Source organism: Streptomyces katrae (assembly GCF_000966975.1).
Classification (GTDB): domain Bacteria; phylum Actinomycetota; class Actinomycetes; order Streptomycetales; family Streptomycetaceae; genus Streptomyces; species Streptomyces katrae.
This window is the reverse complement of sequence record NZ_JZWV01000588.1, coordinates 1-13,338: the sequence shown is the minus strand read 5'-3', so window position 1 is coordinate 13,338 and position 13,338 is coordinate 1. Positions and strand designations below refer to the sequence as shown.

General features: G+C 72.4%; 11 protein-coding genes, 1 other RNA gene and 1 pseudogene. 9 read left to right on the top strand and 4 right to left on the bottom strand.

Translation table 11 applies throughout. The features are described 5' to 3' along the window. Positions 1 to 74 precede the first annotated feature (74 nt). Positions 75 to 1,100, bottom strand: a complete 1,026-nt coding sequence (locus VR44_RS21155; RefSeq protein ID WP_045949126.1) for an isopenicillin N synthase family dioxygenase — start codon at positions 1,098 to 1,100, stop codon at positions 75 to 77. A gap of 318 nt (positions 1,101 to 1,418) precedes the next feature. Between VR44_RS21155 and prfB the strand changes: the two genes are divergently transcribed. Continuing rightward, a complete protein-coding gene (gene prfB / locus VR44_RS21150) occupies positions 1,419 to 2,531 on the top strand; it encodes a peptide chain release factor 2 (protein WP_045949125.1) in 1,113 nt (370 codons plus the stop codon). A 97-nt stretch (positions 2,532 to 2,628) separates the two neighbouring features. Here the strand turns inward: prfB and VR44_RS21145 are convergent, their stop codons facing one another. Then, positions 2,629 to 2,817, bottom strand: coding sequence for a hypothetical protein (locus VR44_RS21145; RefSeq protein ID WP_045949124.1), 189 nt, complete (start codon positions 2,815 to 2,817; stop codon positions 2,629 to 2,631). A 228-nt stretch (positions 2,818 to 3,045) separates the two neighbouring features. Between VR44_RS21145 and ftsE the strand changes: the two genes are divergently transcribed. The 6 genes from ftsE (at position 3,046) to VR44_RS21120 (ending at position 7,690) form a co-directional block, all read left to right on the top strand. Beyond that, on the top strand, positions 3,046 to 3,735 hold the full coding sequence (gene ftsE, locus VR44_RS21140) for a cell division ATP-binding protein FtsE (protein ID WP_042810247.1): 690 nt from the start codon (positions 3,046 to 3,048) through the stop codon (positions 3,733 to 3,735). Between the two features lie 17 nt (positions 3,736 to 3,752). After that, positions 3,753 to 4,742: a permease-like cell division protein FtsX gene (gene ftsX, locus VR44_RS21135; protein ID WP_045949123.1), complete on the top strand. Its 990-nt coding sequence runs from the start codon at positions 3,753 to 3,755 to the stop codon at positions 4,740 to 4,742. A gap of 67 nt (positions 4,743 to 4,809) precedes the next feature. Further along, positions 4,810 to 5,994 carry a S41 family peptidase gene (locus VR44_RS21130; protein ID WP_045949122.1) on the top strand — a complete coding sequence of 395 codons (1,185 nt, stop codon included), beginning with the start codon at positions 4,810 to 4,812 and terminating at the stop codon, positions 5,992 to 5,994. A gap of 18 nt (positions 5,995 to 6,012) precedes the next feature. Next, positions 6,013 to 6,498, top strand: coding sequence for an SsrA-binding protein SmpB (smpB, locus tag VR44_RS21125; protein WP_045949121.1), 486 nt, complete (start codon positions 6,013 to 6,015; stop codon positions 6,496 to 6,498). A gap of 103 nt (positions 6,499 to 6,601) precedes the next feature. Then, positions 6,602 to 6,990, top strand: a transfer-messenger RNA (tmRNA) gene (gene ssrA, locus VR44_RS41985). Between the two features lie 157 nt (positions 6,991 to 7,147). Next, positions 7,148 to 7,690 carry a GNAT family N-acetyltransferase gene (locus VR44_RS21120; protein ID WP_045949120.1) on the top strand — a complete coding sequence of 181 codons (543 nt, stop codon included), beginning with the start codon at positions 7,148 to 7,150 and terminating at the stop codon, positions 7,688 to 7,690. A gap of 63 nt (positions 7,691 to 7,753) precedes the next feature. On the opposite strand, the gene VR44_RS41375 is transcribed toward VR44_RS21120, so the two are convergent. Together VR44_RS41375 and VR44_RS21110 are read right to left on the bottom strand one after the other, a co-directional pair. Further along, on the bottom strand, positions 7,754 to 9,208 hold the full coding sequence (locus tag VR44_RS41375; protein WP_052713741.1) for an SH3 domain-containing protein: 1,455 nt from the start codon (positions 9,206 to 9,208) through the stop codon (positions 7,754 to 7,756). A 119-nt stretch (positions 9,209 to 9,327) separates the two neighbouring features. Then, positions 9,328 to 10,632, bottom strand: a complete 1,305-nt coding sequence (locus tag VR44_RS21110) for an MFS transporter (protein ID WP_245692057.1) — start codon at positions 10,630 to 10,632, stop codon at positions 9,328 to 9,330. 84 nt (positions 10,633 to 10,716) lie between these two features. Between VR44_RS21110 and VR44_RS21105 the strand changes: the two are divergent. Continuing rightward, a pseudogene (locus tag VR44_RS21105) lies at positions 10,717 to 11,713 on the top strand (LysR family transcriptional regulator). A 97-nt stretch (positions 11,714 to 11,810) separates the two neighbouring features. After that, positions 11,811 to 13,208 (top strand): nitrate/nitrite transporter, encoded by a 1,398-nt coding sequence (locus VR44_RS21100; RefSeq protein ID WP_045949118.1) that lies wholly within the window; start codon positions 11,811 to 11,813, stop codon positions 13,206 to 13,208. Positions 13,209 to 13,338: the final 130 nt, after the last annotated feature.

Below are 13,338 nucleotides of genomic sequence, written 5' to 3'. Positions count from 1 at the left end.
GCCCCAGACCCCGCGCCTCAAACGCCGGCGGGGCTGTTCATAGCCCCGCCGGCGTTTGAGGCGGAAACCGGCGGCTACGCCTGGACCAGCGACGGGTGCCAGCGCCGCGCCACGGCGGGGTGGGCCCGGACCCACCCCTTGAGCTCGTTGCGCCCGTACTCGGCGTGCAGCGGGTTCGACGCGTCGTGCGCGACCCCGGGCGCGGCCCGCAGGTACTCCCCGGGCACGGTGTCGATCACCGCGTCCAGCCGCGGGTTGTAGAAGAACGGCACCGAGAACCGCTCCACCGCCCCCGGCGGGCTGACCACCCGGTGGTCGGTGGCCACCAGGTACCCCTCCGTGGCGATCTCCAGCAGTTCGCCCAGGTTCACCACGAACGCGCCCGGCATCGGCGGGATGTCCACGAAGCCGCCGTCCCGGACGACCTGGAGTCCGCCCACCCCGTCCTGCAGCAGCAGCGTCAGGAAGCCGTAGTCCTTGTGCGCGCCGACGCCCTGGTCCGCGCCCGACGGGGCGGATCCGGGGTAGCGGATCAGCTTCGTGTGCAGGTGCGGCCGGTCCGCGAAGGCCGCGTCGAAGAAGTCCGGCGGGGCCCCGATCGCGGTCAGCAGCTCCCGCAGCAGCCGGTGCGCCACCGCCGCCAGCCGCTCCTGCCACCCCAGCACCGCCTCCCGCAGCTCCGGCAGCGCCGCCGGCCACTGGTTCGGCCCCTCCAGCCACAGGTACGCCGGGTCGTCCGGCCCCAGCTCCGGCGCCGGCCGCTCCGCGCCCACGTCCAGCTGGTCCCGCCAGTCGGAGGCCCCGCCCGTCAGCTCGTGCCCGATGCGGGTGTAGCCGCGGAAGTGCGGGGAGTTCAGATTGCTCACGGCCAGCCGGTCGGCCTCGGGGAGCGCGAAGAAGGCCCGGGTCAGCTCCAGGATGCGGGCGGTCTCCGCCTCCGTTATCCCGTGCCCGGTCAGGTACAGGAACCCGGTGTCGCGGGCGGCGGCGTGCAGCTGCTTGAGGAAGTCGTCCCGCTCCGCGGGGTCGTCGGCCCGGGAGAGGTCGATCACAGCGAGGGAGGGCGAGGAGGCGGAGGAGGAAGGGTGCGCGGACGGCATGACGGCTCCGTTTCGGATGTCACGGGGTCCTGTGCCCCGGAGATGGGGGGCGGCGGGCAGCGTGGAACGGGCCGGCCGGCAGGGATGGCGCCGGGCGGACGTGACCGCGTACAGGACCGAAGTCGGATCGGGTTGATCAGGCTTGTGCGGGGTCCGGCGGCAGACAGCTCGTGGTGGTGACACGCATATGGTCCACATGTCGGCGCTTCACGAGTAGAACGGTCATACGGTGAGCGTACGCCCGTACCCACCCTCCTCCGTACACGTTGATCCGGCCTGGCCGGAGATGGCCGTCCGGGGACCGGCTACGCTGGTCCCGTGGCAGTCGTCGATGTTTCCGAAGAGCTGAAGTCCCTCTCCTCGACCATGGGGTCGATCGAGGCCGTCCTGGACCTCGACAAGCTGAGGGCAGAAATCGCCGTGCTCGAGGAGCAGGCCGCCGCGCCGTCCCTGTGGGACGACCCGGACGCCGCCCAGAAGATCACGAGCAAGCTTTCGCACCTCCAGGCGGAGGTGCGCAAGACCGAGACCCTGCGCGGCCGCATCGACGACCTCGGGGTGCTGTTCGACCTCGCCCAGGAGATGGACGACGCGGACACCCTCGCCGAGGCCGAGGCCGAGCTGGTCTCCGTCCGCAAGGCGCTGGACGAGATGGAGGTCCGCACCCTGCTCTCCGGCGAGTACGCCGAGCGCGAGGCGCTGGTCAACATCCGTGCCGAGGCCGGCGGCGTGGACGCCTCCGACTTCGCCGAGCGCCTCCAGCGCATGTACCTGCGCTGGGCCGAGCGCCACGGCTACCCGACGGAGATCTACGAGACCTCGTACGCGGAAGAGGCCGGCATCAAGTCGACCACCTTCGTCGTGAAGGCCCCGTACGCCTACGGCACGCTCTCCGTCGAGCAGGGCACCCACCGCCTCGTGCGCATCTCGCCCTTCGACAACCAGGGCCGCCGCCAGACCTCCTTCGCGGGCGTCGAGGTGCTCCCGGTCGTCGAGACCAGCGACCACGTCGAGATCGACGAGTCCGAGCTGCGCGTGGACGTGTACCGCGCGTCCGGCCCCGGCGGCCAGGGCGTCAACACGACCGACTCGGCCGTGCGCATCACGCACATCCCGACCGGCATCGTGGTCTCCTGCCAGAACGAGCGCTCCCAGATCCAGAACAAGGCCAGCGCGATGAACGTGCTCCAGGCCAAGCTGCTGGAGCGGCGCCGCCAGGAGGAGCAGGCCAAGATGGACGCCCTCAAGGACGGCGGCAGCTCCTGGGGCAACCAGATGCGCTCCTACGTCCTGCACCCGTACCAGATGGTCAAGGACCTGCGGACGGAGTTCGAGGTCGGCAACCCGCAGGCGGTCCTCGACGGCGAGATCGACGGCTTCCTGGAGGCCGGCATCCGCTGGCGCAAGCAGCAGGAGCAGCAGACCGCCTGAGCAGCGCCTCACGCAGCGCCGTACACAGCGAGGAAGGGCCCGGACACCGTGGGTGTCCGGGCCCTTCCCGTGCGGTCTGATCGGAACGCGGCGCGGCCTACGCGGCCCGGGCCACCAGTGCCAGCGCGGCCACCAACACCGCCATGAGCGCGATGAGCGCCATCGGATTCAGCCCTGCGAAGGGGCCCTCCTGCTGGAGGCGCTCCCGGTTCGCCCGGCACACCGGGCAGCGGCCCTGGCTGACAGGTGCCGCGCAGTTCGCGCACACGAGCCGGTCATATGTCATGCGCTCCTCCTCTCGTCCCCTCATGACGCTTAACGGCAAGGGGACCGAGTCCGTTCCCCCTACCACTGTGCCAGCTCCGCCGACATTCGGCGCGGCCCGTCCGGGCAAGAGGGGTCCGGCTCCCCCGGGAGCCGGGGATAAATCGGGCAACTCCGGATGCCGGGTCCCCAGCCACCGCCCGTTCGCGTATGGTCACGCACACCTACTCCCGGCGACCGTGGTGCACCCGTGATCCGATTCGACAACGTCTCCAAGTCCTACCCGAAGCAAACCCGGCCCGCACTCAGAGATGTCTCCCTCGACATCGCCAAGGGCGAGTTCGTCTTCCTGGTCGGCTCCTCCGGTTCCGGCAAGTCCACCTTCCTGCGCCTGGTCCTGCGCGAGGAACGGGCGAGCCACGGGCAGGTGCACGTCCTGGGGAAGGACCTCGCGAAGCTCTCCAACTGGAAGGTCCCGCACATGCGGCGCCAGCTGGGGACCGTCTTCCAGGACTTCCGGCTGCTGCCCAACAAGACGGTGGCCGAGAACGTCGCCTTCGCCCAGGAGGTCATCGGCAAACCCCGCGGCGAGATCCGCAAGGCCGTCCCGCAGGTGCTGGAGCTCGTCGGCCTCGGCGGCAAGGAGGGCCGGATGCCGGGCGAGCTGTCCGGCGGCGAGCAGCAGCGCGTGGCCATCGCCCGCGCCTTCGTCAACCGCCCCGCCCTGCTGATCGCCGACGAGCCGACGGGCAACCTCGACCCGCAGACCTCCGTCGGGATCATGAAGCTGCTGGACCGGATCAACCGCACCGGCACCACCGTCATCATGGCCACGCACGACCAGCAGATCGTGGACCAGATGCGCAAGCGCGTCATCGAACTCGAACAGGGCCGACTCGTACGCGACCAGTCGCGCGGCGTCTACGGCTACCAGCACTGAAAGGTCTCTGAGACGCCATGCGCGCCCAGTTCGTCATGTCGGAGATCGGCGTCGGTCTCCGCCGCAATCTCACCATGACCTTCGCGGTCATCATCTCCGTGGCCCTGTCGCTGGCCCTCTTCGGAGGCTCCCTGCTCATGCGGGACCAGGTCAGCGCCATGAAGGGGTACTGGTACGACAAGGTCAACGTCACCGTCTACCTCTGCACCAAGAACGACGCCGCCCTCGACTCCGCCGCCGGCAACGCCCCGGCGGCGGCCGGGGCCCCGGGCACCGCCGCCGCGCCCGCCGCCGGGAACGGCAAGCCCTGCTCCAAGGGGGCCGCCACGCCCGAGCAGAAGCAGGGCATCGAGCGCGAGCTCAAGAAGATGGACCTCGTCCAGAACGTCATGTACGAGTCCTCGGACGAGGCCTACAAGCACTACAAGGAGCGCTTCGGGCACACCGCCCTGGCCTCGGTCGTCACCGCCGACCAGATGCCCGACTCCTTCCGGGTCAAGCTGAAGAACCCGGAGAAGTACGAGGTCATCACCTCCGCCTTCGCGGGCCGTGACGGGGTGCAGTCGGTCGCCGACCAGTCCATGGAGCTCGACAACCTCTTCGCCCTCCTGGGCACCCTCAACTGGGCCGCCCTCGGCATCATGATGATCATGCTGATCGTGGCGCTGCTGCTGATCGTCAACACCGTGCGCGTCTCGGCGTTCAGCCGTCGGCGGGAGACCGGCATCATGAGGCTGGTCGGCGCCTCCGGCTTCTACATCCAGGTGCCGTTCATCATGGAGGCGGCGGTGGCCGGCCTCATCGGCGCCGGCTTCGCCTGCGGGATGCTGGGCGCCGGCCAGTACTTCGTGATCGACCACGGCATCGCGCTCCGCGAGAAGCTCCAGCTGATCAACTTCATCGGCTGGGACGCGGTCCTCGCCAAACTCCCCCTGGTACTGGTCATCGGCCTGCTGATGCCCTCCCTGGCGGCGTTCGTGGCGTTGCGCAAGTACCTCCGGGTGTGACGAGTGCCCCCTGTCGTCTGCGGTCAACCCGCCTTGCGGCAGCGGCGCTTGTCCTAGACTCGGCCACATGCCGGGTCTGCCCGCTCTCTGTCTCCGGCCCCGCGACCTGCGTCGCGGGGCCGTTCTGACGCTGCTCTTCGCCATGTCCGTGGGCGCCGCCGCGGCCACCGGCGCCTGGGGCTCCGCCGAGGCGGAGGGCGCCCCCGCCGCCGTGCTCGCGGGGGCCGGGGAACCAGGAGCGCCCCCTTCCCCCGGCACCGCCGACCGGGAGGCCGTCGAGCGGGCCGCCGCCGAGGCCGTCGCCGAGGGCAAGTCCGGCAAGAAGGCCGCCCAGGAGGTGGTCAGCCGCAGCGGAGACCGCTGGGGCACCGTCTACGACCAGGGCGAGTACGCCGCCTTCGCCGAGGACCTCGACGGCCGCTGGACCGGCGTCGGCCTCTGGACGGGCCGCCGCGGCGACGGCCGCATCGAGGTCGACCGGGTCCAGCCCGACAGCCCCGCCGCCCGGGCCGGCCTGCGCGCCGGGGACCGGCTGCTGAGCGTCGACGGGCACGAGGTCAGCGGCCTGCCCGTCGCCGACGTGGTGGCCCGGCTGCGCGGGGAGGCCGGCACCCCCGTGGTCCTCGGCATCGGCCGGGACGGGGCCGTCCTCACCGAGACCGTCCGCCGGGAGCAGCTGCGCGCCGACCCCGTGACCGTACGCCGCCTGGAGGGCGGCATCACCGTGATCAAGGTGGCCTCCTTCACCCGGGGCTCGGGCGAACGCGTCAGGGAAGCCGTGCGCGAGGCCCCGCCCGGCGGCGGCGTGATGCTCGACCTGCGCGGCAACCCGGGCGGGCTGGTCACCGAGGCGGTCGCAGCGGCCTCCGCCTTCCTGGACGGCGGGCTCGTGGCGACGTACGACGTACGGGGCTCCGAGCGCGCCCTGTACGCGGCCCCCGGCGGGGACACCGGCCGCCCCCTGGTGGCCCTCGTGGACGGCGGCACGATGAGCGCCGCCGAGCTGGTCACCGGCGCCCTCCAGGACCGCGGCCGCGCGGTGACGGTCGGCACCCGCACCTTCGGCAAGGGCTCCGTGCAGATGCCGACCCCGCTCCCGGGCGGCGCGGTGGCGGAGCTGACGGTGGGCACGTACCGCACCCCGGCGGGCCGCAGCCTCGACGGCGGCGGCATCACCCCGGACCTGGCCGCCGGCGACGGGGCCGAGGAGCGGGCGCGGAAGGTATTGGGTGGCCTCGGGGTGGGGTCGTAGTGCGAAAATGACCGCACTATGGCTAAGGAAAAAGGGCGCAAGCTGATCGCCCAGAACAAGAAGGCGCGGCACGACTACGCGATCATCGACACCTACGAGTGCGGCATCGTGCTCACGGGCACCGAGGTCAAGTCCCTGCGCCAGGGCCGGGCCTCGCTGGTCGACGGCTTCGTGTCGGTGGAGAGCCGCGAGGTGTGGATGTACAACGTCCACGTCCCGGAGTACAGCCAGGGCACCTGGACCAACCACAGCGCCCGCCGCAAGCGCAAGCTCCTCATGCACCGCGAGGAGATCGACAAGCTGGAGCGCAAGGCGGACGAGTCGGGCCACACGATCGTTCCGCTGGCCCTGTACTTCAAGGACGGCCGCGCGAAGGTCGAGATCGCGCTGGCGAAGGGCAAGAAGGAGTACGACAAGCGCCAGACCCTGCGCGAGAAGCAGGACACGCGCGAGACCCAGCGGACGATCTCCGCGATCCGCCGCAAGCAGCGGGGCACGGTCTAATCTCCTGGCACGCGGTGGTCCACTTCGCGTACCATGGCCTCAGCACCTCCCCTCCGGGGGTCGGCGCACCTTGAGCTGTATCTAATTCAATAGCGTGAAACATGGGGATGATCGGTTTCGACAGCGGATGTCGATGCAGGGGAAGCGAGCCGAGGAAGCGGCAATGATCTCGCTAACCACATGTCGCAAAAAATAATCGCCAACTCCAAGAGCGATAACTCCCGCTTCACCCTCGCTGCCTAATAACAGTGAGCTGAAGCCTCTGTGAGGAGCGTCAGCCCGGAAGTGGTCCCGGTCCGGATCCTGGCGTCAACAAGGGATCTAAACCTCTAGCCCCGGTCACGGGGGCTGGAGGGAAACCAAACAGTGACTGAGCCCGTCGGAGACTTGTCCGTGTGATCTCCGGGGCCGAGAAAAGCGCAGCGGACTGCGCTCGGAGAAGCCCTGCTTCTGCACCGTTGGACGCGGGTTCGATTCCCGCCATCTCCACTCATCCCATGTGGGCGAAGGCCCCGCAGCCACCAGGCTGCGGGGCCTTCGTCATGTCCGGGGTGCGGGCGTGCCGGGCGGGCGCGAGGACGGCACCGCCGTTGGGAGCGGGTCTGAAATCGGAAACCGGTACCTCCCCTTGATCGATTATGGTGGCGCGATGTTCGAAGGGAACCTGGTGAGACTGCGGGCGCTGCGCGCCGAAGATGCCGAACACCACCTGCGGTGGCGCAACGACCCGGAAGTGGTGCGCCTGGCCGCGGCCGGCGACCCCCTGTTCGGGCCGGTCACGGCGGAGGCGGTCCGGATCGCCTTCGAGGGGAAGCTGCGGCTGGTGCCGAGGGAGGCGGCCGTGTTCACGGTCGAGGACCTGGCGAGCGGGGCGGTCATCGGCATGGCCGACTACCGCGACCTCGACCCCTACGCCGGAGTGGCCACCCTCGGCATCACCATCGGCGAACGGGAGTTCTGGGGCCGCGGCCACGGCAGCGAAGCGGTACGGCTGATGGTGGACCACCTCTTCGGCGCGTACGGGCTGCACCGGCTGGAGCTGGACACCTGGAGCGGCAACGAGCGTGCCGTACGGGCCTTCTCCAAGCTCGGCTTCCGCGAGGAGGGGCGCCTGCGGGCGGCCGTGCTGGTGGCGGGGAAGCGCTACGACCGGGTGCTGTTCGGGATGCTGCGCGAGGAGTGGGCGCACTGACGGCGGAAGGCCCCGCGGCCGGTGGGCCGCGGGGCCTTCGTCACGCCGGAGACCGTGCTGCGGTTACGAGCAGTACGGGACCTTGTTGAGGTTCAGGGCGTAGCGGGCGGAGATCCAGCCGCGGCCGTCGGCCAGCTTGTACCAGATCGCGTTGTCGTCGACCTGCTCGCCGTTGACCTTGCACTGGAGCGCCACGACCGTGTCGGCCGCGATCCTGCCGGTCTTGGTGTAGCCCGTGCCGGGGCCGGAGCGGATCCCGAGGCCCTGGTTCGTGTCCACGATGCGGGCCTTCGGGCCGCCCTTGCCGCCCTTGTCGCCCTTTCCGTGGTCACCCTTGCCGTGGCCCTTGTCGCCCTTGCCGTGGCCCTTGCCGTGGTCGTCCTTGCCGCCGTGGTGGCTGCCGCACTTGCAGTCGCCGGGCTTGCCCTTGTCGCCCTTGTCGCCCTTGGGGCCACGGTCGCCCTTCGGGCCCTGCTCGCCCGGGTAGCCCTTCGGGCCGCGCGGGCCTTCGGGGCCCTGCGGGCCGGCGGGGCCGCGGTCGCCCTTGTCGCCCTTCGGCCCCTGCGGGCCTCCGGACGGGCCGGTGTCGCCCTTCGGGCCCTGGTCGCCCTTCGGGCCGCGCGGGCCCTCGGGGCCCTGGGGGCCGGCGGGGCCGCGGTCGCCCTTGGGGCCCCGGGGGCCGGTGTCGCCGGTGTGGCCCTTGGGGCCGCGCTCGCCGGTGTCGCCGCGGTCGCCCTTCGGGCCGCGCTCGCCGGTGTCGCCCTTGTCTCCCTTCGGCCCCTGCGGGCCGCCCGACGGGCCCGTGTCGCCCTTGGGGCCCTGCGGGCCGGTGTCGCCGCGGTCGCCCTTGGGGCCGCGGTCGCCCGTGTCACCGCGGTCGCCCTTCGGGCCCCGGTCTCCGGTCTCGCCCTTGTCTCCCTTGTCGCCCTTCTCCCCCTTGGGGCCCGGGCGGCCGGGCCTGCCGTGGTGGCCGGGCTTGCCGTCGTGCCCGTCGTGGCCGTGTTCCCCGGGCGGGCCGTCGTCGCCCTTCGGGCCCCGCACCGGGGTGGCGACGGCGAAGAGGGCCGGGGCCTCCCTGCCGTCCGACCACTCGCCGCCGTCCAGCGTCGTGCCCTCGGGGGCGTTCGCGTCCACCTTCAGGGAAACGGCCAGCCTGGTCTGCGTGTTCGCCCGGAAGGTGAAGCCGGCGCGGGTCCCGGCGTTGCAGGTCAGCAGGCGCGCGTCCTTCGAGCGGCTGCACGAGCCGCCCGCCCGCTCCCCGTTCCAGTAGAACCGGGCCTCCGGGAACGTGGTCCGCTCCGGGGCGGTGATGCGGAAGGTGCTGCTGTGCGCCGGGTCCGCCCCGTTCAGGGCCGCGATGACGACGCGGCCCGTCTTCCCGGGGGCGATGGAGGGGACGTAGGGCTGGGAGAAGCGGACGTGCGAGGAGTCGGCCAGGGCGGGCACGGCCGGCATCAGGCAGGACGCGGTGACGGCCGCGACGAACAGGGCCGAGGAGACGGAGCGCGAAGCAGACAAGGGGAGTTCCTCCGCGAAGGGAAGGGTTTGGGGGAAAGCCTCCCCAGTTATGGCGGATTGCGGCCTGCAAGGGTGCGACCCACGCGGGGGCGTCACCCGGCAGCCGGATGAAATCCCGATCAACGGCCGGGTCGTGGAGCCGCCGATCCGACAATCAGTGCGGCCAGGCCGCCGGCCGCCGGCAGCAGGTACGCCGTCCCCGTCCCGAGGTGGTCGACGGCCAGACCCGCCGTCGCGGAGCCGGCCGCGATACCGGCGAGGATCGCGGTGACGGCCAGCGTCATGCCCTCGTTGAGACGCCCCTCGGGGGTACGGGACTGGACCAGGCCCATCGCGGTGACCATCACCGGCGCCGTGGACATACCGGCCAGCAGCAGGGCCGCGGCCAGCGGGACGAGTGACCCGGTCGCGGCCGCCGCCCAGGGCAGGGCCATCGCCCCGGCCAGCAGGCACAGGCAGGTCCGCAGGCTCCGCGGGCGCCGCGCCCCGTACAGCAGCCCGGCCACGCAGGAGCCCGCCGCCTGCAGTGCGAGGACCGGGCCGGACGTGCCGCCCAGGCCCAGTGCGGCGAGGTGGGCGACCGAGGTGACCTCCATCGAGCCGAAGACCAGTCCGGTGGCGAGGAACAGGCCGAGCAGGGGCAGCAGGGCGCGCAGCGGCGACCGGCCCCGGCCGCCCTCCGGCGCCCCGCCGGCCGGGGGCTCCGTGGCGCGGTGTGCGGTGAACACCAGCATGCCCGTCAGCAGCAGCACCGCCCCGGTGAGGGTGCCGGCCTCCGGGAAGACGGCGGTGCACAGGAAGGCGGCGAGGACCGGGCCGAGCATGAAGCACAGCTCGTCGGCGGCCTGTTCGAAGGACATCGCGGTGTGGTGCGCGGAGCCGGGCAGCAGGTGGGTCCAGCGGGCCCGGGACATGCCACCGATGTTGGGGGTGGTGGCGGTGGCCGCGTAGGAGGCGAACAGGGTCCAGGCGGGGGCCTGCGCACGGACGCACAGGATCAGGGAGAGCGAGCCCAGGACCGCGATCACCGTGGCCGGTACGGCGATCCGGGCCTGCCCGTACCGGTCGACGAGGCGGGCCGTCCACGGAGCGACGACGGCGGTGGCGGCCATCCCGGTCGCGGTGACCGCCCCGGCGAGGGCGTACGAGCCGCGCTGCCCGGCGATCATCATGACCGCGCTGATCCCGAACATGCCCATGGGCAGCCGGGCGAGCACGTTCCCGGCGGTGAACCCGCGCGCCCCGGGGACGGTGAAGAGGCGGGCGTACGGGCCCAGGAGGCGGGCGGCGGGGGAACGGCGGACGGCGACGGGGACAGGGGCGGGTGCGGGTGCGAGGACGGGCCGTGCGGCGCGGGCCGGGGCGGGCGAGGCCAGGACCAGGGTGGTGCCCGTCACGGCCATGAGCGGGGTCTTTTGCGGCATGCCCCGAGCCTGCGGCCCGACCCGGGGAGCGGTCCAACACCTGTTCCGGGGCCATTCACGCCCTCCCGTTGTTAATCTTCCCGGGTGACCTCCCCCGACGTGGACCCCCGGCTGCTGCGCGGCTTCCTCGCCGTCGCCGAGGAACTGCACTTCACCCGGGCCGCCGCCCGCCTCTACGTGGCCCAGCAGGCCCTCAGCCGCGACGTCCGCCGCCTCGAACAGGCCCTGGGGGCAAGCCTGTTCACCCGCACTACCCGGGGCAAGCCTGTTCACCCGCACCACCCGGGCCGTCGAACTCACCGCCGACGGCGAACGCCTGCTGCCCCACGCCCGCACGGTGCTCCGCGCCCACGAGGAACTCGCCGCCGCCTTCGCCGGACCGCCCCCCGCCCTCCTCGTCGACCTCAACACCGACGGCCCCGGCACCGCCCGCCTCGTCCTGGACCGGGCCCGCGAACTCGCCCCCGGCCACGAGCTGATGGCCCGCTTCGAGAGCGGGCTCACCCACGCCGCCGCCGAGATCGCCGCCGGCCGGCTCGACGTCTCCTTCGGCTACGTCGCCGGCCTGGCCCCCGCCCTGCGCGCCCGGCTCGCCCACCACCCCGTACGGTACGAACCCCTCGCCGTGCTCCTCCCCGAGGAACACCCGCTGGCCGCGCTGGAATCCGTACCGCTCGACGCGCTCGCCGGGGAGGCCGTCTACGCTGGCGCCGGCAACCCGCGCACCCTGGAGTGGACCGGCCTGGCCCGAGAGCTGTTCGCCGGACGGGGCATCGTCGTGGCACCGCCCGCACCGGTGGCCATCGGCAAGGAGGAGTTCGGGCGGGTGATGGCCAAGACCCGCAACCCGGTCCTGGTCACCGTCGGCTTCCTCGACATGCCCGGCTGCGTCAAACGCCCCCTCGTGGACCCCGTACCGCTCTCCCCGCTGTCCCTGGTCTGGCGCGCGGGGCTGCGCCACCCCGGCCTGGACGCCCTCCTCCGCGCCGCCGACGAACTCCGGGCCGCGCACCGCTGGCTGGAACTCCCCCCGGACCACTGGCTCCCGGCAGCGCTCACACCCGGCCCCCGGGCCGGGTGAGAGCAAGGTTTCGCCCCGGTCATCCGACGGGCACCGGGGCCGAAACGCGCCCTCCCTAGCGTCGTCACCACGGACGCGACAGCTCTGGAGGCGTGTGATGAACGCAAGCCGGCCGCAAGGCCGCCGAGACGGCCGAGGCGGCCGGGGCGGCCGCTGGATCGAACACTGGGAACCCGAGGACGAGACCTTCTGGCGGGAGACCGGCGAGAAGACCGCCCGCCGCAACCTCCTCTACTCCGTCCTCTCCGAGCACATCGGCTTCTCCATCTGGTCCCTGTGGTCCGTGCTGGTCCTCTTCATGGGCCCCGCCTACGGCATCGACCCCGCCGGGAAGTTCTTCCTCATCGCCACCGCCACCACCGTCGGCGCCCTCGTCCGCATCCCCTACCCCTTCGCCGTCACCCGCTTCGGCGGCCGCAACTGGACCGTCGTCAGCGCCCTGCTCCTCCTCGCGCCGACCGTGGCCGCGCTGGCCGTCATGGAACCCGGCACCCCGTACGGGACCTTCCTCGCGGTCGCCGCGCTGACCGGCGTGGGCGGCGGCAACTTCGCCTCCTCCATGACTAACATCAATGCCTTCTTCCCGCTCCGCAAGAAGGGCTGGGCCCTCGGCCTCAACGCCGGCGGCGGCAACATCGGCGTCCCGGTCGTCCAGCTCGCCGCGCTGCTCGTCATCGGCACCGCCGGAGCCGGACACCCCCGGCTGCTGCTCGCCGCCTACCTCCCGCTGATCGTGGCCGCCGCCGCGCTGGCCCTCGTACGCATGGACAACCTGGCCCCCGTACGGGGCGACGCGGGCGCCGTACGGCGAGCCGTCCGCGAGCCGCACACCTGGATCATGGCCCTGCTGTACGTCGGCTGCTTCGGCTCCTTCATCGGCTACGGCTTCGCCTTCGGACTGGTCCTCCAGACCCAGTTCGGCCGGACCCCGCTCCAGGCCGCCTCCCTCACCTTCATCGGACCGCTGCTCGGCTCGCTCGTCCGGCCCGTGGGCGGGGCGCTCGCCGACCGCTACGGCGGGGCGCGGGTCACTCTGGGCGCCTTCGTCGCGATGGCCGCGGCGACCGGGGTCGTCGTGCTGGCCTCCGTACGGGAATCCCTGCCGGTGTTCCTGACCGGCTTCACCGCCCTCTTCGCCCTCAGCGGGCTGTGCAACGGCTCCACCTACAAGATGATCCCCGGCATCTTCCGGGCCCAGGCACTCGCCCGCGGGCTGCGCGGCGAGGCGGCCGAGGCCCACGGCCGGCGGCTGTCCGGGGCGGCCATGGGCCTGATCGGGGCGGTGGGCGCGCTCGGCGGGCTCGGCATCAATCTGGCCTTCCGCGAGGCCTTCTCGGCCTCCGGGACGGGCACCGCCGCCTTCGCCTCCTTCCTCGGGTTCTACGCCGTGTGCTGCGCGGTCACCTGGGCGGTATACCTTCGCCGGCCCGCGGCCGCGCCGGCCGGCCCGGACGCGGCGCGCAGCGGGACGGACGCACAGCTCACCCCGGTGTGAGGGGCGGGGGCCGGCCGGGACCGGTTAACGGCGCGGAAATGCGGCGGAACCGAACCCGACACGCCCCCTTGGCAGGCTCGGGTACCGCCGGGCCGGGCCCGGCCGAGAGCGAGGTCGGCGGGGCGGGCGG

What these genes read in the sequence shown, in the direction of transcription:
- VR44_RS21155 (WP_045949126.1), bottom strand. Translation starts at nt 1,100, where the DNA reads ATGCCGTCCGCGCACCCTTCCTCCTCCGCCTCCTCGCCCTCCCTCGCT.
- VR44_RS21145 (WP_045949124.1), bottom strand. Translation starts at nt 2,817, where the DNA reads ATGACATATGACCGGCTCGTGTGCGCGAACTGCGCGGCACCTGTCAGC.
- ftsX (WP_045949123.1), top strand. Translation starts at nt 3,753, where the DNA reads ATGCGCGCCCAGTTCGTCATGTCGGAGATCGGCGTCGGTCTCCGCCGC.
- VR44_RS21130 (WP_045949122.1), top strand. Translation starts at nt 4,810, where the DNA reads ATGCCGGGTCTGCCCGCTCTCTGTCTCCGGCCCCGCGACCTGCGTCGC.
- smpB (WP_045949121.1), top strand. Translation starts at nt 6,013, where the DNA reads ATGGCTAAGGAAAAAGGGCGCAAGCTGATCGCCCAGAACAAGAAGGCG.
- VR44_RS21120 (WP_045949120.1), top strand. Translation starts at nt 7,148, where the DNA reads ATGTTCGAAGGGAACCTGGTGAGACTGCGGGCGCTGCGCGCCGAAGAT.
- VR44_RS21110 (WP_245692057.1), bottom strand. Translation starts at nt 10,632, where the DNA reads ATGCCGCAAAAGACCCCGCTCATGGCCGTGACGGGCACCACCCTGGTC.
- VR44_RS21100 (WP_045949118.1), top strand. Translation starts at nt 11,811, where the DNA reads ATGAACGCAAGCCGGCCGCAAGGCCGCCGAGACGGCCGAGGCGGCCGG.